Consider the following 24,868-nt stretch of genomic DNA (forward strand, 5'->3'; position numbering starts at 1 on the left):
TAGTCGTACGCTGCACCCATGCGCGCGGCCCGAACGATCTCCCTCGCTCTCGCTCCCGTGCTCGCGGTCTCCCTGGGAGCGTGCTCCTCGGAGCACGGCGCGCAGGCCTGGGCCGCCTCGGTGTGCACCGCGCTGAGTCCCTGGCGCAGCGAGATCGACACGCTGACCACCCGGACCCAGCAGCAGATGACCTCGAAGACCACTCCCGGTCAGGCGAAGGAGAACCTCGTCCGTCTCTTCGACGGCGCCGAGACCGCGAGCGAGAAGGCGCGGGCCGATGTGGAGAAGGCGGGTGTGCCCGACGTGACCAACGGCAAGGCGATCGCCGCCGGGTTCCTCGGCTCGCTGGCCGGCATGCGGGACGCGTACGGCACCGCCGCCAACGGCATCGACGCGCTCGCCACCAGCCCGACGGCGACCTTCTACGATCAGGTCGGCAAGGTCGTCGACAAGCTCAACTCGGAGTATGAGCAGAGCAGTCTGGACACGACCGACCTGGACTCGGTCGAGCTCCGGCAGGCCTTCGACTCGCTGCCCGAGTGCCAGTGAGACGCATCCGACGACGGCGATGACCGAGACCGGCTGGCCGCTGATACCGCGCGAGGTGCTGCCCGCGCCGGTGCCGGTGGCGAAGAGGATCACGCACCGCGACGCTCCCGGCCGTCCCTCCGGGCGCCAGCTCTCGATGTTCGGCGCGGAGACCACCGAGCCGTCGCCGGCGGATCTGGCCGGCCTGCTGGCCGGTCCCGGTCAGCTCGGCACGATGGGGGGCACGGCCCGCGTGTCGGTCGAGGTGGATGCCGCGTGGCGCGTGCATGTGCTGGTGGCCGAGCTGGTCGCGCGCGGCCTGGCCGCTTCGTGGGAGCCGGTCATCGTACGCCCGGCCGAGCCCCCACCCGCTGAAGAGGCGGTCGCCGCACCCGCCGAGGAGTCGGCCGACCCTGCGAATTCGGAGATCTCCGACACTCCCGAGGAGCCCCCGCCGCCGCGTTTCGAGGTGCGTACGGCGTACTCCCGACGGTTGAACGGCCTCGCGCGGGCCTGGCCGGACGCCGCCGCCCAGCTCTTCCTCAGCGGCCCCCGTCTCCGGCTCTGGGCGGCCGCCTCCGGAGCGCCCGCCGGCACCGGCTACGCGCTCGGCCTCGACCCGGCCAAGGACGGCCCCGCGGTGGACGCGGCCCTGGTCCGGGCCGGTCTGGCAGGCCGAATGTCGGATGACGGACGGTCGTATCTCATCACCGGCCGCCGTCGGCTGACCCGCCTCGCGGAGCTGGTCGGCGAGCGCCCCGAGGCGGCCCCGGAGGAGCTCTGGCCCGGCGGCGCGGGTGCGTGATCTTCCGGGATTGTGTCCGACATAACAGTGTCCTTCCGGTGTACGGTGTCGCGGTCGGACGCATGCGGTGGCCGGACCGTTACCATCCGACTGCGGGGTTTCCCGGGAATGAGGGCTTGTCCGGCGCGTTACGTTGAACGTCTGTGCCCGATCGGGCCAGATGACAAGAAGCGCCGAGGATCGCAACGAAACAACTGGGAGTGCCGTGCCGAGTGACGCCAGGACGACCCGTCTGGTCATCGTCGAGTCTCCGTCGAAGGCCAAGACGATCGCCGGTTACCTGGGCCCCGACTATCTGGTCGAGGCCTCCGTCGGCCATATCCGCGATCTGCCGCGGAACGCCGACGAGGTCCCGGCCAAGTACAAGGGCGAGCCGTGGGCACGCCTCGGTGTCGACGTCGACAACGGCTTCCACGCGCTCTACGTGGTCTCCGACAGCCGCAAGCAGCAGGTAGCCAAGCTGCAGAAGCTGGCCAAGGAGGTCGACGAGATCTTCCTCGCCACCGATGAGGACCGTGAGGGCGAGGCGATCGCCTGGCACCTGGTCGAGACGATCAAGCCCAAGGTCCCGGTCAAGCGGATGGTCTTCCACGAGATCACCAAGCCGGCCATCCAGGCCGCGGTGGCGAACCCGCGCGACATCGACCGTTCCCTGGTGGACGCCCAGGAGGCACGCCGCATCCTGGACCGGCTGTACGGCTACGAGGTCAGCCCGGTCCTGTGGAAGAAGGTGATGCCCAAGCTCTCCGCGGGCCGGGTGCAGTCCGTCGCCACCCGCATCGTCGTGGAGCGCGAACGGCAGCGGATGGCGTTCCGGACGGCCGAGTACTGGGACATCCTGGCGCACCTCTCGGTGCAGGGCCGGGTCGAGGGCTCCCGCTCCTTCTCGGCGACGCTGATCGCGCTGGACGGCGACCGGATCGCCACCGGCAAGGACTTCGAGCCGACCACCGGGCAGCTCAAGCCCGGGTCGAGCGTGGTGCAGCTGGACGGCGACGGCGCCCGCGGGCTGGCCGCCCGTCTGGAGGGCCGCCCGTTCCAGGTCACCCGGGTCGAGGAGAAGCCGTACCGCCGCCGGCCGTACGCGCCCTTCATCACCTCGACGCTGCAGCAGGAAGCGGCCCGCAAGCTGCGTACCTCCTCGCAACAGACGATGCGCACCGCGCAGAGCCTGTACGAGAAGGGCTACATCACCTACATGCGTACCGACTCGGTGAACCTCTCTGAGACCGCGATCGCCGCCGCCCGCCGCCAGATCGCCGAGCTGTACGGCGCGAACAGTGTGCCGCCGCAGCCGCGCCGCTACACCACCAAGGCGAAGAACGCGCAGGAGGCGCACGAGGCGATCCGCCCCGCCGGGGACAACTTCCGCACCCCGGGCGAGGTCGCCAAGGAGCTCTCCACCGACGAGTTCCGGCTCTACGAGCTGATCTGGCGCCGGACCATCGCGTCGCAGATGACCGACGCGATCGGTAACTCGATCAGCGTCCGGATCCGCGCGGTCTCCACGGCGAGCGAGGAGGCCGACTTCGCCGCCTCCGGCAAGACGATCACCGACCCCGGCTTCCTGCGCGCCTACGTCGAGTCCTCGGACGACGAGAACGCCGAGGCCGAGGACGCCGAGCGCCGCCTGCCGAACCTGGTGAAGGACCAGCCGCTCACCGCCGACGAGCTGAACGCGGCCGGGCACCACACCACCCCGCCGGCCCGGTACACGGAGGCCTCGCTGGTCAAGGCGCTGGAGGAGCTCGGCATCGGCCGCCCCTCCACCTACTCCTCGATCATGCAGACCATCCAGGATCGTGGTTACGTCGAGAAGCGCGGCCAGGCGATGATCCCGTCGTTCCTGGCGTTCGCGGTGATCGGCCTGCTGGAGGGGCACTACCCCCGGCTGGTGGACTACAACTTCACCGCCGCGATGGAGGGCCAGCTCGACGACATCGCGGCCGGCGAGGGCACCCAGCTCGACTTCCTCACCTCCTTCTACTTCGGCAGCCAGGCCAGCGGCGCGGACGAGGAGATCGCCAAGGCCGGCGGCCTGAAGAAGATGGTGACCGAGAACCTCAGCGCGATCGACGCGCGCGTGGTCAACTCGATCCCGCTCTTCCTCGACGAGGAGAACCGGCAGGTCGTCGTCCGGGTCGGCAAGTTCGGGCCGTACCTGCAGCGCAAGTCGACGCAGCCGGTCGCCGAGGGCGCGGAGGAGCCGGCCGAGGACCGCGCCTCGATCCCGGAGGGCCTGGCCCCCGACGAGCTGACCCCGGAGAAGGTGGCCGAGCTCTTCCTGGCCGGCAACGGGGACCGCGCGCTCGGCGACGACCCGGCGACCGGCGCGGCGGTGGTGGTCAAGTCCGGCCGCTACGGGGCGTACGTGCAGAGCGGCGAGCGCAGCTCGTCCCTGTTCGCCGGCCAGTCACCGCAGACGCTGACCCTGGAGGAGGCGCTGCGACTGCTGACGCTGCCCCGGGTGGTCGGCAAGGACGCCGAGGGCAACGAGATCGTCGCGCGCAACGGGCGGTACGGGCCGTACATCTCCCGGCTCAAGGATTCCCGCTCGCTGGAGAACGAGGACCGGCTCTTCACCGTCACCCTGGAGGAGGCGCTGGCGATCCTGGCCCAGCCGAAGGTCCGGGGCCAGCGCGGGGCGCCCAAGCCGCCGCTGCGCGACATGGGCGGCGTCGACCCGGTGTCGGAGAAGCCCCTGGTGGTCAAGGACGGCCGGTTCGGTCCGTACGTCACCGACGGCGAGACGAACGCGACGCTGCGCCGCGGTCAGACGCCCGAGGAGCTGACCCTGGAGGAGGCGATCCAGATGATCGCCGACAAGCGGGCCAAGGGACCGGTGAAGAAGGTCGCCAAGAAGGCCGCGGCGAAGAAGACCACGGCGGCGAAGAAGGCGGCGCCGGTCAAGAAGGCCGCGCCCGCCAAGAAGACGACGGCCGCGGCCAAGAAGGCCGCGGCCATCGCGGAGTAGTCACTTCCCCAGAACCCGGTCCAGGTATTCGTTGGTGAAGACCCGGGCCGGGTCGAGGCGGTCGCGGACCGCCAGGAAGTCGTCGAATCTCGGGTACGCCGGCCGCAGGTCGTCCGCCGTCCGGAAGTGCATCTTGCCCCAGTGCGGCCGCCCGCCCAGCGGCTCGCAGATCGCCTCCATGCCTCGGAAGTACGGCTCGTACCCGGTGCCCAGGAACTGATGCACCGCGATGTAGGCGGACTCCCGGCCGTACCCGTGGGAGAGCCAGGTCTCGTCCGGGCCGGTGAAGCGGACCTCGACCGGGAACTGGACCTTGAAGGGCAGCGTGTCGATCAGCCGGGGCAGCGCGTCGAGCACCTCGGGGAGCGCCTCGCGCGGGACCTCGTACTCCATCTCGGTGAACCTGACCTGGCGGGAGCCGCAGAAGACCCGGTCGGAGCGGGCGGTGTAGGTCCGGGCGCTCAGCGCACGGGCCGCGATCGCGTTGAAGGTGGGCACCGTGCCGGGGAACCGCTGCCCGATCTGGTTGACCAGCCGGAAGACGGTGTTGGCCAGGAACTCGTCGTCCAGCCAGCCGCGGAACCGGGAGAGCGGCCGGTCGTCCTCCGGCACCCGATTGTTGATCTTCAGCTGGGCCATCTCGGTGTACGGGTACCAGAAGAACTCGACGTGGTCGTTGCCGTCGATCCACTCCTGCACCCCGGCCAGGATCTCCGGCAGGGGCGTCGGCCGCTCGACCGCCAGCAGGGTGAACGCGGGTACACAGCGCAGCGTCACGTCGACGATGACGCCGAGCGCGCCGAGCCCGACCCGGACGGCCTCGAACTCCGGCGAGCCGGTGTCGTACCGTTCGACCTGGCCGCTCGCGGTGACCAGGGTGACCGCCTCCACGCAGGAGGCGATGGTCGCCTGCTTGATCCCGGTGCCGTGGGTGGCGGTGGAGATCGCCCCGGCCACCGTCTGCACGTCGATGTCCCCGAGGTTCGGCATGGCCAGCCCGTGCTGGGCGAGCAGCATGTTGAGAGTGGAGAGCTCCATCCCGGCCTGCACGGTGACCAGCGGCCCGTCCACCGAGATCAGCTGGTTCAATCGGTGGAGCAGCATCCGCTGGTCGTCGGCGACCGCGATCCCGGTGAAGGAGTGCCCGCTGCCGACGAGCTTGACCCGGCGACCGGCCTCGGCCGACCCCGCCACCATGGCGGCGACTTCATCGATGCTCCCCGGGATGAGCACCTCCGCCACCGACTCGTGGGTCAGTCCCCAGTTCGTCCAGCGGCGGGCGTTAACGGGCGTAGTCATTTAGGGTTTTGTCCTCCGTCCGAGCGGACACCAGCACCTGGCGTCCCGTCGATGCGCCTCGCTCGTTGATCCGAGTAACGTTCGATTTATCCTTGCTGAGAGGGAGTGGCGACGCGTGTCGACACCAACCGTCAGTACCGGACCGCTGCGGCGGGTTCCGGTGCAGGGCAGAAGCGTTGCCCGGGTACAACGCATGCTCGACGCCTGTGCCGAGCTGGTGGACGAGGTCGGTTATGAGGGCCTGACCACGACCCTGCTCGCCGAGCGGGCCGAGGTGGCCATCGGTTCGGTATACCAGTTCTTCCCGGACAAACGTGCCATTGTTCAGGCGCTGGCGTTGCGAAACATGGACGCCTACCTGCAGAGTCTCTCCGACCGGTTCGCGAGTGAGACGTTCGCGCACTGGTGGGACGCGGTGGACGCGGCCATAGACGGTTACATCCACATGCACCGCAGCGTGCCGGGTTTCCGCACCCTGCACTTCGGTGACGTGGTCGACCTCCACCTGCTCGACTCGGACCGGGACAACAACGCGGTCATCGCCGAACGGCTGGCCGAGCTCCTGGTCGAACAGTTCCAGCTGATCGACCGGGCCCGCCTGCGGTTCGCGCTGCAGATCTCGGTCGAGGCGGCGGACGCGCTGATCAAGCTGGCGTTCCGCCGTGACCCGAGCGGGGACGAGGCGGTGCTCACCGAGGCGAAGGCCCTGATCCGTGAGTACCTCCACCGGCACGTGTCGGCCTGAGGCGTCACCCCAGGAAGGCACGTCCCTCTCCTCGATACGTCGGGGTCGGCGTGGCTGTCGCGCCGTCGACCAGCTGTAGCTCGTTGACGTGCTCGCACAGCTCGCCGGCCTTGGCGTGCCGGAACCAGACCCGGTCACCCGGGCGCAGCTGCTCGGCGGCCGCGCCGATCAGGGGCGTCTGCACCTCGCCGGCCCCCTCGTCGGCCTTGTAGGTCAGCCCCTCGGGCAGGTACGGCACCGGCAGCCGGGAGTTCTCGGCCGGACCCGAGGCGATCCAGCCACCGCCCAGCACGGTCGCGATCCGCGGGGCCGGGCGGCGGACCACCGACAGCGCGAAGAACGCGGCGGGGGTCGGCTTCCAGTTCCGGTACGTGTCGAAGAGTGTCGGCCCGAAGAGCCCGGACCCGACGGCGACCTCGGTCACCGAGGGGTCCGCGCTGGTCGCCGCGACGCTTCCGGTTCCGCCCCCGTTGACGTACTCGAGATCGGCATGCTCGGAAACGGCCCGGACGGCCGCCGCACGCCGCCGGAGAAGCTCCGGGAAGGCGCGGCTCTGCATCACGCGGATGACCTGTCCCCACAGCGCACGGCCGGGCGGATCGTCACCGACGCCGGCGATGTGCGACTCGTAGGACATCACCCCGACCAGCCGGAACCCCGGGCGCTCGGCGATCGTGCGCGCCAGCGCCCCGGCCTGGGCGGCCGAGTGGACCGGGGAGCGCCGGGCGCCGATGTGCACCGCGGCGGTCGGCTTCCAGGAGGCGTCCAGGTCCATGCAGAGCCGGATCTCGGGCCGATCGGCCGGATCGGACACCTGATCGACCAGATCGAGTTGGGACGGGTGGTCGCACATCAGCGAGATCGCCGACACCAGCTCCGGGTCGGCGGCCAGCTCACGCAGCGCGGCCCGGTTCGCCGTCGGGTACGCCACCAGCACGTCGTCGGTCGTCCCGGTCCGCACCAGCCAGATCGCCTCGGGCAGCGTGTACGCCATCACGCCCCGCCACCCGGGACGGCTCAGGACGCGTTCCAGCAGCGCGCGGCAGCGGACCGACTTGCTGGCCACCCGGATCGGCTTGCCGGCGGCCCGCTCGGTCAACCGGGTCGCGTTGTCGTCGAAAGCGGCGAGGTCGACCACGGCGACCGGGGTCTCCAGGTGGTCGGTGGCCTTCTCGAGTCGCTGGCGCAGGGCGATGCGGTCAGTGAGCACACGCGCACGTTATCCCGTACCGCGTCAATGCGAAAGACATTCATCTCTGCTCCACTCGAAGGTGCGTACCCACGGTGACCAGGGCGGCCGGATACAGTGCTCCGAGCAAAGACCACGGGGAGGGCAGGGGCCATCGAAACGGAATCGCGCCAGGAGTCCGCTCCCGTCGACCTAACGGGAGCGGCGGCGCTGCGGTCCGTCCTGCGGCTGCGGGGCTTCCGCCGGCTCTGGCTGGTCCTCGCCGCGGCCTCGTTCGGCGACTGGATCGGCCTGCTGGCCACCGGCATCTTCGCGTCCGCGCAGTTCACCAACACGGCCGCGCAGGGCGCCGCGTTCGGCGGCACGATCGCCGTCCGGCTGCTGCCCGCCCTCGTGCTCGGCCCGATCGCGGGCGTCTTCGCGGACCGGTTCGACCGCCGCTACACCATGGTCACGGTCGACCTGCTCCGCTTCGTGATCTACGGCTCGATCCCGATCGTGCCGCTGATGGGCGCCTCGCCCGCGCTCACCGTCACGTGGGCGACCGCCGCCACCTTCCTCGGCGAGGCGATCACGCTGATCTGGATCCCGGCCAAGGAGGCCGCGGTCCCCAACCTCATCCCGAAGTCCCGGATCGAGGTCTCCAACCAGCTCACTCTGGTCACCACGTACGGGATCACGCCGATCCTGGCCGCGCTGACGCTCTCCGCGCTCACCGCGGGCCTGCAGCAGTCCGGCGTCTCGCTGCCGGACTGGGCGCAGCCGGTCCAGCTGGCGCTCTACATGAACGCGATCTCCCGCCTGGCCACCGCGATCGTGGTCTTCTTCGGCATCCGGGAGATCGGCGGTAAGAGCCAGGACCGCGAGCACGCCGCCGAACAGAGCATGCTGCACCAGTTCCTGGAGGGCTGGAAGTACATCGGCACCACCCCGCTGGTCCGGGGCCTGGTGGTGGGCATCTTCGGCGCGTTCGCGGCCGGCGGCGTGGTGATCGGCGCGGCGAAGACCTTCGCCACCTCGCTGGGCGCCGGTGAGGCCGCGTTCTACCTGCTCTTCGGCACCATCTTCATGGGCCTGGCGGCCGGTATCGGCCTCGGCCCGATGATCATCAAGGAGTTCTCCCGGCGCCGCTGGTTCGGCATGAGCATCGTGCTCGCCAGCGGCTCGGTGATGTTCCTCGGACTCTCGTTCCACCTCTCGATGGCCCTGGTCGGCGCGCTGCTGGTCGGCGCGGGCGCGGGCATGGCGTTCCTGGCCGGCACCACGCTGCTCTACGGCGAGGTGCAGGACTCGGTCCGCGGCCGGGTCTTCGCCGTGGTGCAGATCGGCGTCCGGATGGTCCTGCTCCTGGCGATCACCCTCTCCGGCTTCCTGGTCGGCCTGGGCAGCTCGCGCCGGGTCGACCTGGGCGCGTTCAGCGTCGACGTCTCGTTCACCCGGGTGCTGCTGCTGGTGGCCGGCGCGATCGGGATCTGGGTCGGTATCGGCTCGTTCCGCCAGATGGACGACAAGCCGGGCGTGCCGCTGCTGCCCGACCTGATCGGCTCGATCCGCGGCCGCCCGCTGGCCCCGCCGGAGCAGTTCGTCAGTGCCGGGCTCTTCGTGGTCTTCGAGGGCGGCGAGGGCGCCGGCAAGTCGACCCAGGTGAACCGGCTGGCCGAGGCGCTGAACGCGGAGGGCCGGGACGTCGTGGTCACCCGCGAGCCGGGCGCCACCGACCTGGGCAGCCGGATCCGCGGCCTGGTGCTCGACAAGGACAAGGACGACGCGCCCTCCCCGCGTGCCGAGGCGCTCCTGTACGCCGCCGACCGGGCCCACCACGTGGCGACCGTGGTCCGTCCGGCCCTGACCCGCGGCGCCGTGGTGATCAGCGACCGGTACATCGACTCGTCGCTGGCCTACCAGGGCGCCGGCCGTACGCTCCCGGTCCAGGAGATCTCCTGGCTCTCCGGCTGGGCGACCGGTGGCTTGAAGCCCGACCTCGTGGTGCTGCTCGACGTCGAGCCGGGCGTGGGCCTGACCCGGGTCAGCGCCCGCGGCGAGGGCACCGACCGGCTGGAGAGCGAGTCGCAGGCGTTCCACGAGCGGGTCCGGTACGCGTTCCTCGACCTGGCCGCCGCCGATCCCAAGCGCTATCTGGTGCTCGACGCGGCCCGTCCGGCCGACGAGATCGCCGCCGCGGTGACCGAGCGCCTCGCCGCGCTGCTGACCGCGCCCGTCGCCCTCCAGCCGTCGGAGTAGCTACCGGCGCTTGAACAGCTCCAGCGGTATGGCGACGGCCATCGCTGCCATACCGGTGTCGTTCGGGTGCAGGTGGTCGCCGCTGTCGTAGGCGGCCGCCAGCCGGAGCGGGTCGGCCGGGTCGCGGACCGCCCGGTCGAAATCGATCACCCCGTCGTATTCCCCCGAGCGCCGGATCCAGTCGTTCAGCGCGCCGCGCTTCCGCTCGTTCTCTTCGCTCCAGAAGTTCAGCGTGTCGCCTTTGAAGGGCAAGATCGTTCCGCCGTACGCCCGGAGCCCGGCGACGTGTGCCCGCGTCACGAGCTGGCGATGTCCCCAGATCAGGTCATCCGCGGTGACCACCTCGTCGAGCGGTGCCGAGGTGCCCGGATGTCCGAGGTCGTTCACCCCGAGCAGCACGATCAGGAACGCCGCACCGGGCTGGGCGAGGACGTCTCGGTCGAACCGGCGCAGCGCGCTGTGCCCGAAATAGTTCGCATAGGCCACCGCGGGGTTGCCGTCCGGCGGGTTGGGGTCGTGCAGGAGGCGGTTCCCGGAGACGCCGAGGTTGGCGACGCCGTTCCGGTAGCGGAGGCGTTCGGCCAGCAGGTCCGGCCAGCGGTGGTTCGCGTTCGCGACGGTGTTCGCCCCGTTGGTGATCGAGTCCCCGAGCGCGACGATGGCACCGCCGCTCGCGGACACGCTGACCCCGGAGAGGAACAGGTACTGCTGGATCACGGCGGTCGGGGTGATCTCCCGGTCCGCGGTGACGTTGCCGCTCGCGATCACGTTGTCCTGGAACGCGAACGCCGCGAGCGTGCTGACCGGGGTGCGTTCCGGCAGGTAGACGCTGATCTCCAGGTCCGTCCCGCCGCCGATCCGGAGCTCCACCGGGTCGCTGACCACGGGTGCCCCGGCCGGCACGGTGACCGCTTCCCGGCCGCCGAACGTGACCCGCCGGTCGGTGGACGTGCCGCGGATCGCCACGTGCGCCTCGCCGATCCGCAGCGGGGTGTCGCCGAACTCGTTGGTGAGCCGGATCCGCAGCCGGTCGCCGCCGAGGCTGGTGTGCACGACGTGCCGCACGGTCTGGTTCGCCAGCACCAGCGGCTCGGTCGGTGGGATGGTCGTCGGCACGGCGGCCCAGGTGGCGACCCAGGTGGCGGCCCGCCCCGCGCCGTGCTCGTCGTTCGTCGTTCCGGGGAGGGCAGCACTCGCCGCCGCGCCGGCGGAGGCCGTGAGGATATCGCGTCTTGAGACCATGGTGACTCCGAAACTTTCGGAAACCTGTCGGCAGAGCACTGGTAACGTAATTCCGTTAATCAATGCCAGTCAAGGTGCCAATTCCGGCACTCAAGTCATTGACGAGCGTCCCTCGATGTGGTTAGCGTTTCGCCACGCTATCGGAACTTTCGGAGGGCGCCATGAGAACAGCTCTCACCGGGCTGGCGTTCGCGCTGGCCGCCGTCACCCTCGCCGCCGGCCCGGCGGCCGGTACGCCACCGCCCGACGACGACACCCTGCGCGGCGCGGCCCGGGGCACCGGCATCCGGATCGGTACCGCGGTCGACACCGACGCGCTGGCCGCCGACGTTCCGTACCGGGAGGCCGTGGCCCGCGAGTTCGACACGGTCACCCCGGAGAACGTGATGAAGTGGCAGCTCGTCGAGCCCCAGCAGGGTGTCTTCGACTGGGCGGCCGCCGACCGGCTGGTCGACTTCGCCCGCGCCAACGGCCAGGCCGTCCGGGGGCACACCCTGGTCTGGCACAGCCAGAACCCGTCCTGGCTCACCGAGGACGCGTTCACCCCGGCCGAGCTCCGCGAACTGCTCCGGCAGCACATCCTCGCCGAGGTGGGCCACTTCAAGGGCCGGATCTGGGCCTGGGACGTGGCGAACGAGGTCTTCAACGACGACGGGACGCTCCGGGACACCCTCTGGCTGCGCGCCCTCGGCCCCGGGTACATCGCCGACGCGTTCCGCTGGGCGCACCAGGCCGACCCGAAGGCCGCACTCTTCCTGAACGACTACAACAACGAGGGCGTGAACGCGAAGAGCGACGCGTACTACGCCCTGATCAAGCAGCTGCGGTCGGCGGGCGTCCCGGTCGACGGCTACGGCATGCAGGGCCACCTCGGCGTCCAGTACGGTTTCCCGGACACCGTGGTGGAGAACGTCCGCCGCTTCGACGCGCTCGGCGTGCAGACCGCGTTCACCGAGGTGGACGTGCGGATGGTATTGCCGCCGGATGTCGCGAAAGTCCGGGCACAGGCCGAGGGTTTCAGTACGCTGCTGCGTGCGTGCCTGCTGGCGAAGCACTGCGTCTCGTACACGGTCTGGGGCTTCACCGACAGATACTCCTGGGTACCCGGCTTCTTCGACGGGCAGGGGTCGGCCACCCCGACGGACGAGAACCTGCAGCCCAAGCCGGCCTACTACGCGCTGCGCGACACGCTGCTGATCGCGCGGCGCTGAGGAGCGGGCTGCGCCGGCACCGTCCGTCGGCGCAGCCCCTTCCGGGCTCCTGATGTCTCTTCGGCGCTCAGCCCTTCCAGAGGCTCAGCACCTCCAGAGGCTCAGCCCTTCCAGAGGCTCAGCATCATCGCCTCCACGGCGATCTCCGGTTTGACGTTCTTCTCGATCGCGTCACGGCAGGCGAGCACCGACTCCAGTCGCCGCAAAGCGCTCTCCGGGGTCCATTTGCGGGCCGCCGCCTCGGACTGGACGGCCGCGTCGCCGTGCACCACCGCCACCGGCGCCCGCATCGCGGTGACCAGCACGTCCCGGTAGAACCCGGCGAGGTCGACCAGCGCCCGGTCCAGCGCGTCCCGCTGCGCCCGGGTGGCCCGCGACTTCTGTCGTTTCTCCAGCTCCTTGATCTGGCCGGCGGCGCCCCGCATGGCGCCCGCCGCGCCCTTGCCGGTGCCGCCCGCGCCCAGGGCCTGCTCCAGCGCCGCGCGCTCGGCGCCGTCCGACTCGACGAACGCGGCCGCCGCCTCGGCCTTGGCCGCGTCGACCAGCGAGGCGGCCACGTCGAAGCAGGCGCCCACCCCGGTCAGCCGTTTCGGCACCGCCATCACGGCCTCCCGCCGGGCCCGGGCGTCCGGATCACCGGCCAGCAGCCGGGCGCGGGCGATGTCGCCCTGCGTCGCCGAGGCGGCCCACGCCGCGGTCTCCGCCGGAACGCCGAACCGGCCGGTCAGCGCCGCCGCCACCGCGCCCGCCGGTGCCTGCCGCAGCGGCACCAGGCGGCACCGGGAGCGGATCGTCACCGAGATGTCCTCCGGGTGGGTCGAGGGGGTGCAGAGCAGGAAGACCGTACGCGGCGGGGGCTCCTCGATCGCCTTGAGCAGCGCGTTGCCGGCCGCCTCGGTGAGCCGGTCGGCGTCCTCGATCACCACGACCTGCCAGCGCCCGCCGGACGGCGCGGTGGCCGCGCGCAGCACCAGGGCCCGCATGTCCTTGACGCTGATCGAGAGCCCCTCCGGCACCACGAACCGCACGTCGGCGTGGGTGCCGCCGAGCACGGTGTGGCAGCCGTGACACTCGCCGCACCCGGTGCCACCACGCTCGCACTCCAGCGCGGCCGCGAACGCGCGGGCGGCTTCGGAGCGCCCCGAACCGGGCGGCCCGGTGAAGATCCAGGCGTGGGTCATCGCCCCGGCGGCGACCTGCTCACCGGCGACCACGCGGGCGGCGGCCTGCGCGGCCCGGCGCAGGGTCTCGACCGGCTCGTCCTGACCGACCAGCTCCGAGAAGACGTCATGCTGACTCACCCGACGATGGTATTGCCTCGCCCCGGCACTCCTCGGACGGGTTATCGTACAATAACTCTGTGTATAAATTGCCGTTTCTCGTGGTGACGGTTCGTAGTTATCCACAGAGGACGTCCGGGATCGCCGGAAACCGGTACCGTTCGATGGGTCGGGTTTCGATGGGTCGGGTGAGGAGGCCGGGTGGCCCGCGAGATCGACGAGGCGTGGATCGACGAGGCGATCGACCGATATCGCCACGTCGAGATCCTGCGCGCCGAGCTTGACCGGGCGATCGCGGCGCACACCGTCTCGGTGTACTCGCCGGACCGGTCGATCGAGGTGGTGGTCACGGCCGCGGGCGACATCGTGGACGTACGGATACACGGCGTTCTGCGGCATCGGGAGCCCACCGAGTTCGCCCGCGAGATCCGCGCCGTCGTCACCAGCGCGACCGAGGCGGCCCGCTGGGCGCGGGAGAAGCTGCAGGCCGAGGTGTTCGGCTCGTTCCGCTCGCTGGAGGACCGCTGACATGGACCGCATCGCCGACCGGCTGGCCCAGGCGGCGGACACACTGACCACGATGGACCACCGGATCTCCGCCCTGTCGCTCGTTTCCCCCGTCCCCGCGCCGCCATCCGGCTCCGTGCCGTCGTCCAGCTCTGTGCCGTCTTCCGGTTCGGCGGTGTCTGTCGTCTCGGCGGCGCATTCCGGATTCGTGGCCTCTTCCGGATTCGTCGCCGCGGCCGCGTTCGGGGCGCAGGAAGCCGGTCGTGCCGGTCGTGCCGGCCGCCGTCTGCACGATCGCTGGACCTCGGCCCTGGACGCCTGTGCCGAGGAGGCCGCCGACCTCGCCGCCGGGCTCGGTGAACTGGCCGAGTCGGTCCGGGCGACCGCGCGCGACTACGCCGAGGTCGACGACGGCGTCCGGCGCCGTTTCCGGCGGGAGCCCTGATGGATCGACTGGACGCGCTGCTCGACGTCGCGGCACCCCTGCTGAACAGGGTCGACTCGGTGCTCGGCACGACCGGTGCGCCCGAGGAGCACCGGGTCTGGGCCGAACTGCGCCGGGTCGGCCTGCTCCCGGGGGACGCGGCCCGCGCGGTCGCCGCACTGCGCCCGGCCGCGATCGCCGAGGCGGCACCCGAACTGCGCGGCCAGGCCCGAGTCTGCGCCGACACCGCGGACACCCTGCCGCCCCCGGCCGAGTGGGTGGGCGAGGCGGCCACGGCCTACGACGAGGCCCGTCGTCGTACCGCCGAGCGGCTCGCCGCCGGCCCCGCGAGCCTCCGCCACCGGCTGACCGCGACCGCCGACCTGGCCGACGCCCTCACCGGCTGGATGACCCGGGCCCGCACCGACCTCGCCGCGACCCTGACCGGCATCCTGACCTCCGCCGAGGCCGTCACCCTGATCGCCGGCGTGGCCTTCCCCTCCGCCGACGAGTCCCGCGCCGCCGCCGAGGTGGCCGCCACCCTGCTCGGCACGATCGCCGACACCTACGACCGTGCCGACGACCTCCTGGACCGAGCCACCCTTCCCGCCCGCTGACTCCTCCCCACCATGGGTCATGAATACGTCGCCGGGTGCCGACCCCGGAGGATCGGCACCCGGCCTGATGTCTCGGGTTGCGGATGGTGCACAACCGGGTCCACTCAGGACTGAGGTGCTCCCGGTCGCCGCCGCCGGGAACCGAGCAGCAGCGCGCACGCCCCGCCCACCAGCAGCCCGGACCCCAGGAACACCGTCGAGAGCGCCGACGGCCCGGTGATCGGCAGGGTCCTCGAGGATCCGCCCGACTTGGTCGACATGTCGGTCACCGGAACGCCGTTCGGTGCCACCGCCGCCGCCTCCAGGGTGCCGATGCCCAGCTCGGCGACGACCGTGGACGATCTGTAGCCCGGCCTGCCCCGCCCGCCCCTCTCCGGGGCCCGCGCCACGGCGACCTTGATCGCGTTGGCCCGGGCGGCGAGGGCGTTGCCCTTGCTGGCCTGCCGGACGTCCCCGAGCGAGATCCGAACCACCGTGCCGCCGGACGCGCCGGGCGCCGGGGCGCTCTCCTGCCGCCGCAGTGACGGGAGCTCGCCGATCTTCGGGATCGGCAGTGGCGCCGATGGCAACACCGGGACGGCCGCTGATTCCGGGATGCCCTGTTGTGCACCGACAGTGACGTCGATGTGATCACCGACCGTGTCCAAGCGCGTACGATCAAAACCCGGGCCGGAGATCTCCAGCGCGGCGGGCCGATAGTCGACGCTGCCGCCGCCGGCGGCGGACATGGTGACCCGCAGGGCCGGCGCCCGCAGCACCCGGATGGTGATCGCACCGCCGGCCACCTCGATCCGCTCGGTCGTCACCGTCGACTCGGCGACCGTGTGCGGCACCTCCCCACGCCGCCCGATCTCGGTGCCGCTACGGCTCGCGATCTTCCCGGGGACGGTCAGCAGCCCGCCGCCGATGCCCAGCCGCTCCAGCTCGGCCGAGGACCGGGACGCCTCGCCGGTGGTCTCCCCGCAGCCCATCCCGTCCTTCCAGACGGCGCGCGCGGAGATCGTGCCGTCACCCGTGTCGACCGGGCCGAGGTGCTTCGCCGAGGTTTCTTTCTCGGCCGCCCTGGTGTGCGACGGCGGCGCCTTCTGCAGCACCTGCTCGGTGGCCCGGCCGGCGACCTGCCCGTCCAGCACCTGCGCCGCGGACGCCGACTTCACCGAGCCGTCGGCGATCAGCACGCTGTGCGCGTCCCCGACCCCGAAGGCACCCTGTTCCCCGGAGCCGCCCGCCTCGGGGACGACCACATACGCCGCGGGAGCGAATCCGCCCGTCTCGTCACCCTCCTCGCCGCCCCCGTCCTCCGGCTCGGTCTCGGTGGGCCCGGTCTCGGTGAGCTCTGTCGCGGTGGGTTCGGTCTCGGTGGGTTCGGTCGCGGTGGGGGAGGCGATCGCGGCTTCGGGTGAGGACGACGCGGGCGGCGGTGACGAGACCCCGGGCCCGCCGTCCCCGTCCCCGGGCTCCACCTCCTGCCGCGACTGCGACTCCGGCCGTGACTCCGGCTGCGGCGCCAGCTTCTCGACCCGGATCATCTCGGCCCCGGACTGCGCCGCGTAGTGCTGATCCCCCCGGCACTCGCCCGCCCGCGCCGCGAATGCCGGAACCGGCAGGAACAGCGTCCCCACGAAGCCGAGCACGAGAGCGCGACTCGCCACCCCCACGGGGGCGGAGAACCTGGTAGATGGCATGGGGTCCCTTTCGACGCGGGCGTCTACGGGACTGGCCAACGAGGGCCGATAACGCCGGTTGCGCGGCATCAATGCGACAACCCGCGCGGGTAGTTCAAAACCGGCATTTGGTACGGCTTGTGCGAGGTCGTAGGGTTGATCGCATGGGCATGCTGTGCGCGGTCAGCTTCAACCGGTACGGCCGCCTCTACTACCTCGATCCCGGTGAATTCACCCCGAAGGTCGGGGACCGTGTACTGGTCCCCACCGACGACGGGCCGGAGGTGGCGGAGTGCGTCTGGGCACCGCAGTGGGTCAGCGAGGAGACCGAGGGTTTCCCCAAGGTGATCGGCCTCGCCGACGAGCGCGACATGCGCCGTGACGAGCTGCTGCGTAAACGCAAAGCCGAGGCCAAGGTCGCCGCCAAGAAACTGATCAAGGCACACGAGCTACCGATGAAGGTGGTCGCCGTCGACCACGTGCTGGACCAGGGCGGCGCCGGCAACGGACCGCGCACCACGATCTACTTCACCGCGCCGCACCGTGTCGACTTCCGGTCGCTGGTCCGCGACCTCGGCGCCACGCTGCACTGCCGGGTCGAGCTGCGCCAGCTCTCCGCCCGCGACTCCGCCCGCGTCCAGGGCGGCATCGGCTCGTGCGGCCGCGACCTCTGCTGCGCGACGTTCCTCACCGACTTCGAGCCGGTCACCATCCGGATGGCGAAGGATCAGGACCTCCCGCTCAACCCACTGCGGATCTCCGGCGCCTGTGGCCGCCTGATGTGCTGCCTCAAGTACGAACATCCGCTCTACCAGCAGTTTCAGGCCTCTGCGCCGACCATCGGCAGCCGCGTCACCACCGCGGAGGGCGACGGTCGGGTGGTCGGCCACAGCGTGCCGAAGGACTCGGTCGTGGTCCGCCTCGACGCCGACGGCTCCCGGTGTTCGTGCAGCCGGGCCTCGGTCTGCGCGCCACGCCAGGCCCACGACGCGCACTACAACCCCTGACTCCGGCCGATCACGATCGGGTCCTCGATCCGGTGCGCGGCGAGTGGCGTCCCCGGCCGTAGCCAGGGGGCGTGCGGCTCGCCCGCCGGATCGGCGGACCACTCGTGGCAGATCGTGTCCACGCCGAGCGGATGGATGGTCAGGGTGCCGTCCACGTCGATGTGCATCCGCAGGAAGCTCTTCGCGTCCTCGATGCTCTGTCCCGCGTACAACTCGTTGACGTTGACGTCGAAGAAGCTCGCGATCAGCAGATAGAGCGCGCAGAGCTGGGTGGCGAGCAGGCCGATCACCGGCCCGTAGAGCACCGCGGCCACCGCGAGCGGCCCGGGCCACAGCCAGTCGCGGAACGGCATCTGCAGCCAGACCCAGGTGCCCCCGGCGGCCAGCGCGATCTGGGCCAGGCCGTGCGTCACTCCGAGGATCCAGTGCCGCGCGTGCTTCGCCGACGAGGCGCCCGGCGGCTTCGCGAAGAGCACCGTACCCGCCATGATCAGCACCAGCATCAGGACCAGCGGGATGCTGAACAGCCGCTGGATGTTGCCGCCCTGACTGGCCGCGCCCGCCATCGCCAGCATGGTCAGCGTGTGGATGATGCCGAGCATGGTGGCGAACCCGGCGTTGCGCCGTGGCACCCGATGGAAGACACCCCAGGCCAGCTTCTTCGAGGTCGGGGCGTCCGGGAAGATCGCCGCACGGGCGTACTCCCGGCTCCGGCTCTTACTCCGCGTCAGCGTCTCCCTCGGTGGCACCTCGAGCGTGTCCGGCAGGCGATGCGTGCCCAGCAGGTACGCCCCACCACCGCCGCAGGTGATCAGCTCCCGGTCCTCGGCGGTGTAGCGCGCGTAGTGGTGCAGATCGCCGGAGACCAGCACGCGCACCTCGGCCCGGGTCGGGGCGAGGATGGTCCGGATGAAGTAGTCGACCGCGTCGTACGCCTCCGGATCGTCCTTGGCCTTGACCCAGGTCGGCGACGGCGTCATCAGGATGACCCGGTCGTCCGGCTGCACCGCACGGGCCGCCTTCTCGAAGTACACCAGCTGCGGGTCGTCGATGTACGCGCCGAACTGCTCGTCCACCGCGAAGAGCCACCAGTTCTGCGGCAGCTTGACCGCGAAGTACGACCGCCGCTGCTCGGTCCGCCACCCGCCGATGAACCCGTCCTTGCGTCGCGCGAAGAGCCGCAGGAACGCGGTCAGCCCGTCGTACCAGTCGTGGTTCCCCGGCAGCGCGAAGAGCGTCGGCCGTGGCAGTCCGGCCGGCGCCTCGGGCAGTGCCGCCCGATACGGCCCCTTCATCCGGTTCTCGTATCCGTCCCCGTCGGCCAGCGGGTAGACCTGGTCGCCGCCCATCAGCAGCAGGCGCCCGCGTGGCAGCCGCTCGCCGCCCACCTCGAGCTCCGGCTGCGCCAGCAGGTACGCGATCGAATACGTCGCGTCGAACCCGTCCCCGAGATCCGCCACGTAGTCCAGCCAGATGTCCCCGTCCGCCGTCGACGAGTGGTCGAACACCTCGTCCCCGAGCGCGTTCTGCAGCTCCCGTTTGTCCAGGTACGCCCCGAACAGGATCGCCAGTAGTGCCCGCAGACCGGTACTGAGCAGCAGCAGCGGCGCCAGCCACCCCACCGGCCGTTTCGGCGTGAACCCGAGCTCCAGCGGATCCGTGCTGCCCGGCCTGCTGGGCACGGTCCGTTCCGCTTCGGGCACCCGTTGCCTGCCGACGACAGCCGACTCCTCGTCCGTCACAAAAGGCACACTAGCCCCGCCGTACGACATCGGCGCGTCACGATGATTCACCGGCGCCCGGTACCCACCCGCCCACCTGGGCACACCCCGGCGGGTAACCCGTGAGAGAGGCCACCGGTCGATGTCGTACACTGCTTATCGTTGCCGCCTTAGCTCAGTCGGCTAGAGCGACGCACTCGTAATGCGTAGGTCGACGGTTCGATTCCGTCAGGCGGCTCCATGAAAGGCCCTGACCAGCCGAAACGCTGGCCAGGGCCTTCTTTTTGCCGGTTCGGATTCGAACCGTCCCCCGAAAACCCCTCACCAACCCGGTGGGGCGATCAGGTTCGCGGTGCCCGGATGGGGCCGCCGGAACTACCCAATCCGTCGGCGCGCCTGCCCCGGATCGCGGTTCTGGGCGCCGCCGAGTTGCTCAAGGATGGCGGAGCTGTCGGGGGGGGGGGGGGGCGACGGCCGGCGTCTCGATGTAGTGCTTCTTGGTGATCTCCTTGCTGCCGTGCCCGAGTTGGGCGGCGGCGTTGTCGGCGCTGGCTTCCCGGCCGATGAGCGTGGCGACGGTCTTGCGGAAGGTGTGCGGCTTGACCCAGTCGAGACCGGCCTCGGCGCGAGCCTGGCGCCACTGGCGGCGAACGTTCTGGGGCGACAGCCAGGTGCCACGCCGGGAGGCGAAGATCGCATCGAGCGCGTTCTCCGGGGCGTTAATGTTCCGGACCATCAGCATCGCGACCGCGAACCGGGGTACGACGACGGTTCGGAAACCGGCATCGCTCTTGGTCCATTCCTGTTCCGAGGTCAGCATGACGGAACCGGACCGCGCGAGCGGCTCGACCCGGGTGATGGACCAGGGGCCGTCGGCCGGCTCGGCCCGGTAGCCAGCCACATCGTGATGCCGCGCGGCGTAGTCGGTGAAGGCCCGGTGGAGTTCGCGCCAGTGCGTCGAGACGAGGATGCACCGGAACTCGGACCCGTCGATCTGCTGCTGTGACCGCAGGATCTCGCTGTACTTGAAGATCTCGTGGGCGGCCTCGCGGGCGCTGTGGTCGGAGCACTTGACCTCGATCACCACCACGTTGCCGTACCGGTCGTGGGCGACGATGTCGACGCGTCCCGACGCGCCGTCCGGGTCCCGGAGGGTGACCTCCGTGTCGACGAGGGTCATGCCGGGCTCGGCGCAGCAGTATCGCGCGCGAGAGGGCGTCACTCGTCCTGATCCCTCGTACGGATCATCAGGGCGAACGGCCCGCCTGGGATTGCCGGGCATGTGGCCAGCCGTGGCCATGCGCGGTCGGCAAGGTCGAGCTTGCCGAGCAGTACCAGCGGTTCCCGCACGGCCTCACCGTCTATCTCGGTTCGTGCCTGATCGAGGCGATCGACGACTGGACGGCCGGCTCGGGCGGGCCACCGCCGGACCTCTACGCACGGTTCCTTGGCTGGTCGGACGAACCGGGACTCGCGCATGACACCACAAACGCGCCGGAGCAAGTCACTCGACAGCTCGCGGGCAACGAAGCCATCCAGAGGGGCCGACATGCGACACGACCGGAGACGGCGATGACCGGCGCGGCAGCCGATCCCTCGTTAATGGGCGCACGAGAGATTGCTGTCCGGATGGGCCTGTCCCGCCAGCGCGTCCAACAACTCGCCGAACGCCCCGACTTCCCCATTCCGGTGGCGTCCCTGTCTATGGGGCGGGTCTGGCGAACTACCGAGATCGAGTCCTGGCTGCGCGCCTACCGTGCGCCGACAGAAGGGAATCCGCGCACCGATGGCCCCGGAGGCATCGAACGAACCGCAACATCTCATCGCCAACTCGCCCCAGCGTGGCGAGGCCACCAAGGCTGGCGCGGGGCCGATCACCAGGGTGAAGAAGGCCGTTTCAACCTCGTCTGACCAGCTCTCGTCCTCGACGATGGCCGTAACATAGGGGAGAAACGATGCCAGTTTGTGCACTTCAACTCACTACATCAGGTGAGGAGCGCTGCACATGAGAGCAGTCCGCCGCCTCGGCAAAACCCCCGTCGAGCTGGGCACCACCACAGGCGTCAGCGGGTCGCCAGACATCCTCGAACTCGACGACGGCGCGTACGCGGTGATCGGCGTGGACATCACCGATCAGGTCGGTGATCTATCGGCACTCGGTGCACGGTGCGCCCCGAACGAGCGCGTCGTCCGCGTGCCGCGCACTACCTTCGTCGCCGCGAAACACGACATCCCGGAAGACTAGATGCATCCACCAGCATGGGCGCTTGCGCTTAGCACCCCACTCGACCTTGACGAGTTCGGCGTGGCGTTCACGAGCGCCTGGTCTCAGCTGAAGTCCCGCTTCCTGAAACTCGAATGCTGGCAGCGGTACTGGGAGGCGGAGGACAACCGATCCCAGGCGGCCTACGACCGCGGCGACCTCGATACGGCGGGAGATTTGTTGCGCGCCGAGGCCGAGGCAGACCGGCCGCTCTACCAGGACGTCCGCACTCGCGGCATCGAGTACGCCCGGGTACGGCTGCTCCAGGAGCCACTCACCCCGTACCTGAAGTACGAGTTGCTGAGCTACCGCATCCGCGTCGACCTCGGCGAGAACATCGAAGTCGTACGCTGCAATGACGCCGCACACCTTCCCGACGAACGCCACTTCGACTTCCTGCTCTTCGACCAGACCACCGCGCTGATACACGACTACGGCACTGCTGAAGTCGGCCAGCAGACCGGCGGCTGGCTGACTCGCGATTCCGAGGTGATCACCCGCCTGGAGCAGACGGTCGCGGACCTTCGCCAGCAGGCCGTGCCACTCCACCAGTACCTGGCGAGGACATAGCTCACCGCGTATCCCCGTCACTCACCGAGGATTGGGCAGACACCGTCGGTACCTGCCCGCTGTTATCGTCGTGCCATGATCGCCGGTGGGCTGTCGCCATCGGTGTAGCCCTGACAGTCGGCCTATCACTCGTCTCGGCCAGCGTGATCGTGCCGATCATCCTGCTGCTGAACCTCGACGACCGAACGCTGAGCCGGTGGTCCCAGGTGGGACAGGCGCTTCAACCCGTCGGTGTGTTCTTCTCCGGCGTCGCCTTCATCGGCATCGCGGTCACCCTCTTCCTCCAAGGCCGTGATCTTCAGAACCAGCGGGAAGAACTGGCCATGACCAGGGAGGAACAGCAGCGCAGCGGCGAGATCGCCTTGCGGCAGTTGCACACCGACCTGGTCAAGATGGCGATCACCGACCCTGAGCTCCGCGAGGTCTGGCCCCCGATGGCGCCCGGCGTGGCCGAGACGAAGAAGGACCACTACTGCAACCTCATCCTCAACCTCCAGAAGGTGGCCTACGAGGCCCACACCATCGAACTCGCGGAACTCCGAGGCGCTCTCGACTACCTCATGGGCAGCGCCGACATGTACGCCTTCTGGCGAAGGGCACGTGCAGCCCGCGGCGTAGTGACCGGCGGCGACGAGGCAGAAGACTTCTTCACCGCCGAGGTGGATCGCGCCTTCGCTGCAGCCGACCCCACCGTGATGCACTCGCCGGGGAAGATCAGAAGAGCGATCGGCCGACGGATCGCCACATGGCTGTCCGGGACCGGATGATCCATGTCCGATCATGGCGATGCCGCTGGAAATCCGCCCTCGTTTATCCCCCGAAAACCCGTGCCAACGGTTGACCGGTGTTGACAGTTAGTGATCATCAAGATGTGGCGTTTGGGCAGGTCAGCGCCAACTTTTGATAGCTGAAGACAAGTCCAAGATCACGATGGGCGAAAAGCTTAGGTCGACGGTTCGATTCCGTCAGGCGGCTCAGACCCTAAGGGGCTGGTCAGGTCCGGTTTTTGCCGGTTCTGGCCAGCCCCTGGGGCGTTTCCTGAACCGGAGAAGGTGTAGTTCTAGGTGTAGTGCCGTTCACGAACAGGGCCGAGCCCATACGCTTAGTAGCCTTCTTGGTCATCTCGCTGGCCACGTGGACATACCCCCGGGTGGTCCGGCCGTCCGAGTGGCCCAGGAGTTCTTGAGCCACATCAAGCGGCACCCCCTTCAGGATCAGGATCGACGCCGCCGTGTGTCGGCCGATGTGCACGCCGAGACGCTGCAGCCGTTCCACCTTGACTCCGGCCGCCACCAGCAGCTCACGCCATTCCAGGTAGTCAGCTTCGGGTCGATCGGGCGCCCGTCCGGCGTGCAGAAGACCAGGTCGTGCTCCTACGAGCGTCACCACGGGCCCGGAGTACTCGGCGACCGGCCGGAAGCTCACCGTGCAGCCGATGCCGATCAGGACCAGGCCGAGGAACAAAGCGCGACCAGAAGACCGATGAAGGCGACGAGCGCCCCCGGTCGTCATCTTCTTCTTGCGCGGTGCCGGCGGCGGAGACGTCCAGGACGGTCTCGGCTGCTGGGCGCGGTAGTAGGGCTGCTGCGGCGGCGAGTAGGCCACGGCGTCTCCCCAGTGGACGGATGCACTCAGGTTGATACCGCAGTGCAAGCCCAGGCTGGGAGCGTCTGTGGATGATCGGCGTCGATCTCGGGCCGAGCGGGCTACCCCGGGTCGACGGTCTCTGCCGTTGGGCAGGATGACGTACCGTCGTCACTGGCGGCCGGGCTCTAGCCGGACCGGCCGCCCCCTGACCGGCTAGCAGGGGACCCCGACATGACCTCGGCATTCGCCGACGAACTCCGTCGGCTGCGTGAAATCAGCGGCCTGTCCTATCGGCAGCTCGCCACCCTTTCCAGCGTCAGCTCCTCCCAGATCTCCGATCTGGAGAAGGGCAGGCGACGTCCGACCCGTGACATTGCCGCAGCCCTCGATACCGGGCTGCGCGCCTGCGGCCGGCTCACCGCGACCCTGCGAACCCCAGCCCCGGACGACGTCGAGGGTGAGCTGGAGGCGCTGGAACTCGCCCAGCGGGCAGCGGCATCGGACGTCAGCGACGACACCCTGAAGCGGATCGAGCGGGCCTTCAATAAGCTCGCGATGTCGTACGCCACCAGCCCGCCCGTGGATCTACTGTCACGGGTGCGGCGCCATCTCAGGTACGTTGATCAGCTCCTGGCCGGCCGCGCGACCCTAGGCCGGCATCGACGGCTGCTCGTGGTCGGCGGCTGGCTGTCGCTGCTGCGGGCCACCCTGCACGTCGACCTTCAGCAGCGCCTCGCTGTCGAAGCGCACCTGGAGACGGCATCCGCTCTCGCCGAGCAGGCTGAGCACCGCGAGATCGCCGCCTGGTGCCTGGAGACGCAGGCTTGGGACCGGCTCACCCGCGGGGAATTCCGGAAGGCCGTCGAGCTGTCCCGGCATGCCCAGGCAGTTGCGCCGGCGGGCGGGTCGGCGATCGTGCAGGCGACGGCGCAGGAGGGCCGGGCGTGGGCACGGTTGGGCGACCAGGCGGCCACCCGGGATGCGCTGGGACGGG

The 24,868-nt window shown here is 70.1% G+C and carries 22 protein-coding genes, 1 tRNA gene and 1 pseudogene; 15 read left to right on the forward strand and 9 right to left on the reverse strand.

What is annotated here, in order from left to right; translation table 11 throughout:
* Positions 1-18 precede the first annotated feature (18 nt).
* The 3 genes from AB0M08_RS41285 (at position 19) to topA (ending at position 4,307) form a co-directional block, all read left to right on the forward strand.
* Positions 19-549: a hypothetical protein gene (locus AB0M08_RS41285; protein ID WP_364505825.1), complete on the forward strand. Its 531-nt coding sequence runs from the start codon at positions 19-21 to the stop codon at positions 547-549.
* Between the two features lie 19 nt (positions 550-568).
* Complete coding sequence (locus tag AB0M08_RS41290) at positions 569-1,333, forward strand: hypothetical protein (protein ID WP_364505827.1); 765 nt, start codon at positions 569-571, stop codon at positions 1,331-1,333.
* Between the two features lie 205 nt (positions 1,334-1,538).
* Complete coding sequence (gene topA / locus AB0M08_RS41295; protein WP_364505829.1) at positions 1,539-4,307, forward strand: type I DNA topoisomerase; 2,769 nt, start codon at positions 1,539-1,541, stop codon at positions 4,305-4,307.
* Here the strand turns inward: topA and AB0M08_RS41300 are convergent, their stop codons facing one another.
* On the reverse strand, positions 4,308-5,606 hold the full coding sequence (locus AB0M08_RS41300; RefSeq protein WP_364505831.1) for a D-arabinono-1,4-lactone oxidase: 1,299 nt from the start codon (positions 5,604-5,606) through the stop codon (positions 4,308-4,310).
* Positions 5,607-5,721: 115 nt separating this feature from the next.
* Between AB0M08_RS41300 and AB0M08_RS41305 the strand changes: the two genes are divergently transcribed.
* A complete protein-coding gene (locus AB0M08_RS41305) occupies positions 5,722-6,351 on the forward strand; it encodes a TetR family transcriptional regulator (RefSeq protein ID WP_364505833.1) in 630 nt (209 codons plus the stop codon).
* A 4-nt stretch (positions 6,352-6,355) separates the two neighbouring features.
* Here AB0M08_RS41305 and AB0M08_RS41310 read toward each other — a convergent pair whose 3' ends face one another.
* On the reverse strand, positions 6,356-7,561 hold the full coding sequence (locus tag AB0M08_RS41310) for an amino acid deaminase/aldolase (RefSeq protein WP_364505835.1): 1,206 nt from the start codon (positions 7,559-7,561) through the stop codon (positions 6,356-6,358).
* Between the two features lie 132 nt (positions 7,562-7,693).
* Here AB0M08_RS41310 and tmk point away from each other — a divergent pair, with 132 nt between their 5' ends.
* Positions 7,694-9,781 (forward strand): dTMP kinase, encoded by a 2,088-nt coding sequence (tmk, locus tag AB0M08_RS41315; protein WP_364505867.1) that lies wholly within the window; start codon positions 7,694-7,696, stop codon positions 9,779-9,781.
* Here the strand turns inward: tmk and AB0M08_RS41320 are convergent, their stop codons facing one another.
* Positions 9,782-11,023: an SGNH/GDSL hydrolase family protein gene (locus AB0M08_RS41320; protein WP_364505837.1), complete on the reverse strand. Its 1,242-nt coding sequence runs from the start codon at positions 11,021-11,023 to the stop codon at positions 9,782-9,784.
* A gap of 161 nt (positions 11,024-11,184) precedes the next feature.
* Here AB0M08_RS41320 and AB0M08_RS41325 point away from each other — a divergent pair, with 161 nt between their 5' ends.
* Positions 11,185-12,234 (forward strand): endo-1,4-beta-xylanase, encoded by a 1,050-nt coding sequence (locus tag AB0M08_RS41325; RefSeq protein WP_364505838.1) that lies wholly within the window; start codon positions 11,185-11,187, stop codon positions 12,232-12,234.
* 101 nt (positions 12,235-12,335) lie between these two features.
* Here AB0M08_RS41325 and AB0M08_RS41330 read toward each other — a convergent pair whose 3' ends face one another.
* The gene (locus AB0M08_RS41330; protein WP_364505839.1) at positions 12,336-13,535 is read right to left on the reverse strand and encodes a DNA polymerase III subunit delta'; all 1,200 of its coding nucleotides are present in this window, start codon (positions 13,533-13,535) and stop codon (positions 12,336-12,338) included.
* Positions 13,536-13,715: 180 nt separating this feature from the next.
* On the opposite strand from AB0M08_RS41330, the gene AB0M08_RS41335 reads away from it, so the two are divergent.
* From AB0M08_RS41335 to AB0M08_RS41345, 3 genes are read left to right on the forward strand one after another with little or no spacing between them, the layout of a single operon-like run.
* Positions 13,716-14,042: a YbaB/EbfC family nucleoid-associated protein gene (locus AB0M08_RS41335; RefSeq protein WP_364505841.1), complete on the forward strand. Its 327-nt coding sequence runs from the start codon at positions 13,716-13,718 to the stop codon at positions 14,040-14,042.
* Between the two features lies 1 nt (position 14,043).
* Positions 14,044-14,466 (forward strand): hypothetical protein, encoded by a 423-nt coding sequence (locus AB0M08_RS41340; RefSeq protein ID WP_364505843.1) that lies wholly within the window; start codon positions 14,044-14,046, stop codon positions 14,464-14,466.
* Positions 14,466-15,062, forward strand: a complete 597-nt coding sequence (locus tag AB0M08_RS41345) for a hypothetical protein (protein ID WP_364505845.1) — start codon at positions 14,466-14,468, stop codon at positions 15,060-15,062. The genes AB0M08_RS41340 and AB0M08_RS41345 overlap by 1 nt, the downstream gene beginning before the upstream one ends.
* A 104-nt stretch (positions 15,063-15,166) precedes the next feature.
* On the opposite strand, the gene AB0M08_RS41350 is transcribed toward AB0M08_RS41345, so the two are convergent.
* A complete protein-coding gene (locus AB0M08_RS41350; RefSeq protein WP_364505847.1) occupies positions 15,167-16,747 on the reverse strand; it encodes a hypothetical protein in 1,581 nt (526 codons plus the stop codon).
* Positions 16,748-16,890: 143 nt separating this feature from the next.
* On the opposite strand from AB0M08_RS41350, the gene ricT reads away from it, so the two are divergent.
* Positions 16,891-17,733 (forward strand): regulatory iron-sulfur-containing complex subunit RicT, encoded by an 843-nt coding sequence (gene ricT, locus AB0M08_RS41355; RefSeq protein ID WP_364505849.1) that lies wholly within the window; start codon positions 16,891-16,893, stop codon positions 17,731-17,733.
* On the opposite strand, the gene AB0M08_RS41360 is transcribed toward ricT, so the two are convergent.
* Complete coding sequence (locus AB0M08_RS41360) at positions 17,721-19,436, reverse strand: metallophosphoesterase (protein WP_364505869.1); 1,716 nt, start codon at positions 19,434-19,436, stop codon at positions 17,721-17,723. The genes ricT and AB0M08_RS41360 overlap by 13 nt on opposite strands.
* A gap of 182 nt (positions 19,437-19,618) precedes the next feature.
* Between AB0M08_RS41360 and AB0M08_RS41365 the strand changes: the two genes are divergently transcribed.
* Positions 19,619-19,695, forward strand: a tRNA-Thr gene (locus tag AB0M08_RS41365).
* A gap of 134 nt (positions 19,696-19,829) precedes the next feature.
* On the opposite strand, the pseudogene AB0M08_RS41370 reads toward AB0M08_RS41365, so the two are convergent.
* Positions 19,830-20,259, reverse strand: a pseudogene (locus AB0M08_RS41370) (tyrosine-type recombinase/integrase); the annotation flags it as partial.
* A 794-nt stretch (positions 20,260-21,053) separates the two neighbouring features.
* Positions 21,054-21,425, reverse strand: coding sequence for a hypothetical protein (locus AB0M08_RS41375; RefSeq protein WP_364505851.1), 372 nt, complete (start codon positions 21,423-21,425; stop codon positions 21,054-21,056).
* A gap of 34 nt (positions 21,426-21,459) precedes the next feature.
* Between AB0M08_RS41375 and AB0M08_RS41380 the strand changes: the two genes are divergently transcribed.
* The 3 genes from AB0M08_RS41380 (at position 21,460) to AB0M08_RS41390 (ending at position 23,054) form a co-directional block, all read left to right on the forward strand.
* Positions 21,460-21,699: a hypothetical protein gene (locus tag AB0M08_RS41380; RefSeq protein WP_364505853.1), complete on the forward strand. Its 240-nt coding sequence runs from the start codon at positions 21,460-21,462 to the stop codon at positions 21,697-21,699.
* 60 nt (positions 21,700-21,759) lie between these two features.
* Positions 21,760-22,287 (forward strand): DUF6879 family protein, encoded by a 528-nt coding sequence (locus tag AB0M08_RS41385; protein ID WP_364505855.1) that lies wholly within the window; start codon positions 21,760-21,762, stop codon positions 22,285-22,287.
* Positions 22,288-22,430: 143 nt separating this feature from the next.
* Positions 22,431-23,054 carry a DUF6082 family protein gene (locus tag AB0M08_RS41390; RefSeq protein WP_364505857.1) on the forward strand — a complete coding sequence of 208 codons (624 nt, stop codon included), beginning with the start codon at positions 22,431-22,433 and terminating at the stop codon, positions 23,052-23,054.
* A 226-nt stretch (positions 23,055-23,280) separates the two neighbouring features.
* Here the strand turns inward: AB0M08_RS41390 and AB0M08_RS41395 are convergent, their stop codons facing one another.
* A complete protein-coding gene (locus tag AB0M08_RS41395) occupies positions 23,281-23,892 on the reverse strand; it encodes a tyrosine-type recombinase/integrase (protein ID WP_364505859.1) in 612 nt (203 codons plus the stop codon).
* 213 nt (positions 23,893-24,105) lie between these two features.
* On the opposite strand from AB0M08_RS41395, the gene AB0M08_RS41400 reads away from it, so the two are divergent.
* Positions 24,106-24,868, forward strand: a 763-nt coding sequence (locus AB0M08_RS41400; protein WP_364505861.1) for a helix-turn-helix domain-containing protein, incomplete at its 3' end; no start/stop codon positions are given.

This window comes from Actinoplanes sp. NPDC051851 (genome assembly GCF_040681165.1).
In the GTDB taxonomy this organism is placed as follows: Bacteria; Actinomycetota; Actinomycetes; order Mycobacteriales; family Micromonosporaceae; genus Actinoplanes.

Excerpts from the sequence above, each read along its gene's own strand:
- AB0M08_RS41320 (WP_364505837.1), bottom strand. The coding sequence starts at position 11,023 with ATGGTCTCAAGACGCGATATCCTCACGGCCTCCGCCGGCGCGGCGGCG.
- AB0M08_RS41350 (WP_364505847.1), bottom strand. The coding sequence starts at position 16,747 with ATGCCATCTACCAGGTTCTCCGCCCCCGTGGGGGTGGCGAGTCGCGCT.
- AB0M08_RS41285 (WP_364505825.1), top strand. The coding sequence starts at position 19 with ATGCGCGCGGCCCGAACGATCTCCCTCGCTCTCGCTCCCGTGCTCGCG.
- ricT (WP_364505849.1), top strand. The coding sequence starts at position 16,891 with ATGGGCATGCTGTGCGCGGTCAGCTTCAACCGGTACGGCCGCCTCTAC.
- AB0M08_RS41345 (WP_364505845.1), top strand. The coding sequence starts at position 14,466 with ATGGATCGACTGGACGCGCTGCTCGACGTCGCGGCACCCCTGCTGAAC.
- AB0M08_RS41300 (WP_364505831.1), bottom strand. The coding sequence starts at position 5,606 with ATGACTACGCCCGTTAACGCCCGCCGCTGGACGAACTGGGGACTGACC.
- AB0M08_RS41380 (WP_364505853.1), top strand. The coding sequence starts at position 21,460 with ATGAGAGCAGTCCGCCGCCTCGGCAAAACCCCCGTCGAGCTGGGCACC.
- AB0M08_RS41290 (WP_364505827.1), top strand. The coding sequence starts at position 569 with ATGACCGAGACCGGCTGGCCGCTGATACCGCGCGAGGTGCTGCCCGCG.
- AB0M08_RS41325 (WP_364505838.1), top strand. The coding sequence starts at position 11,185 with ATGAGAACAGCTCTCACCGGGCTGGCGTTCGCGCTGGCCGCCGTCACC.
- AB0M08_RS41340 (WP_364505843.1), top strand. The coding sequence starts at position 14,044 with ATGGACCGCATCGCCGACCGGCTGGCCCAGGCGGCGGACACACTGACC.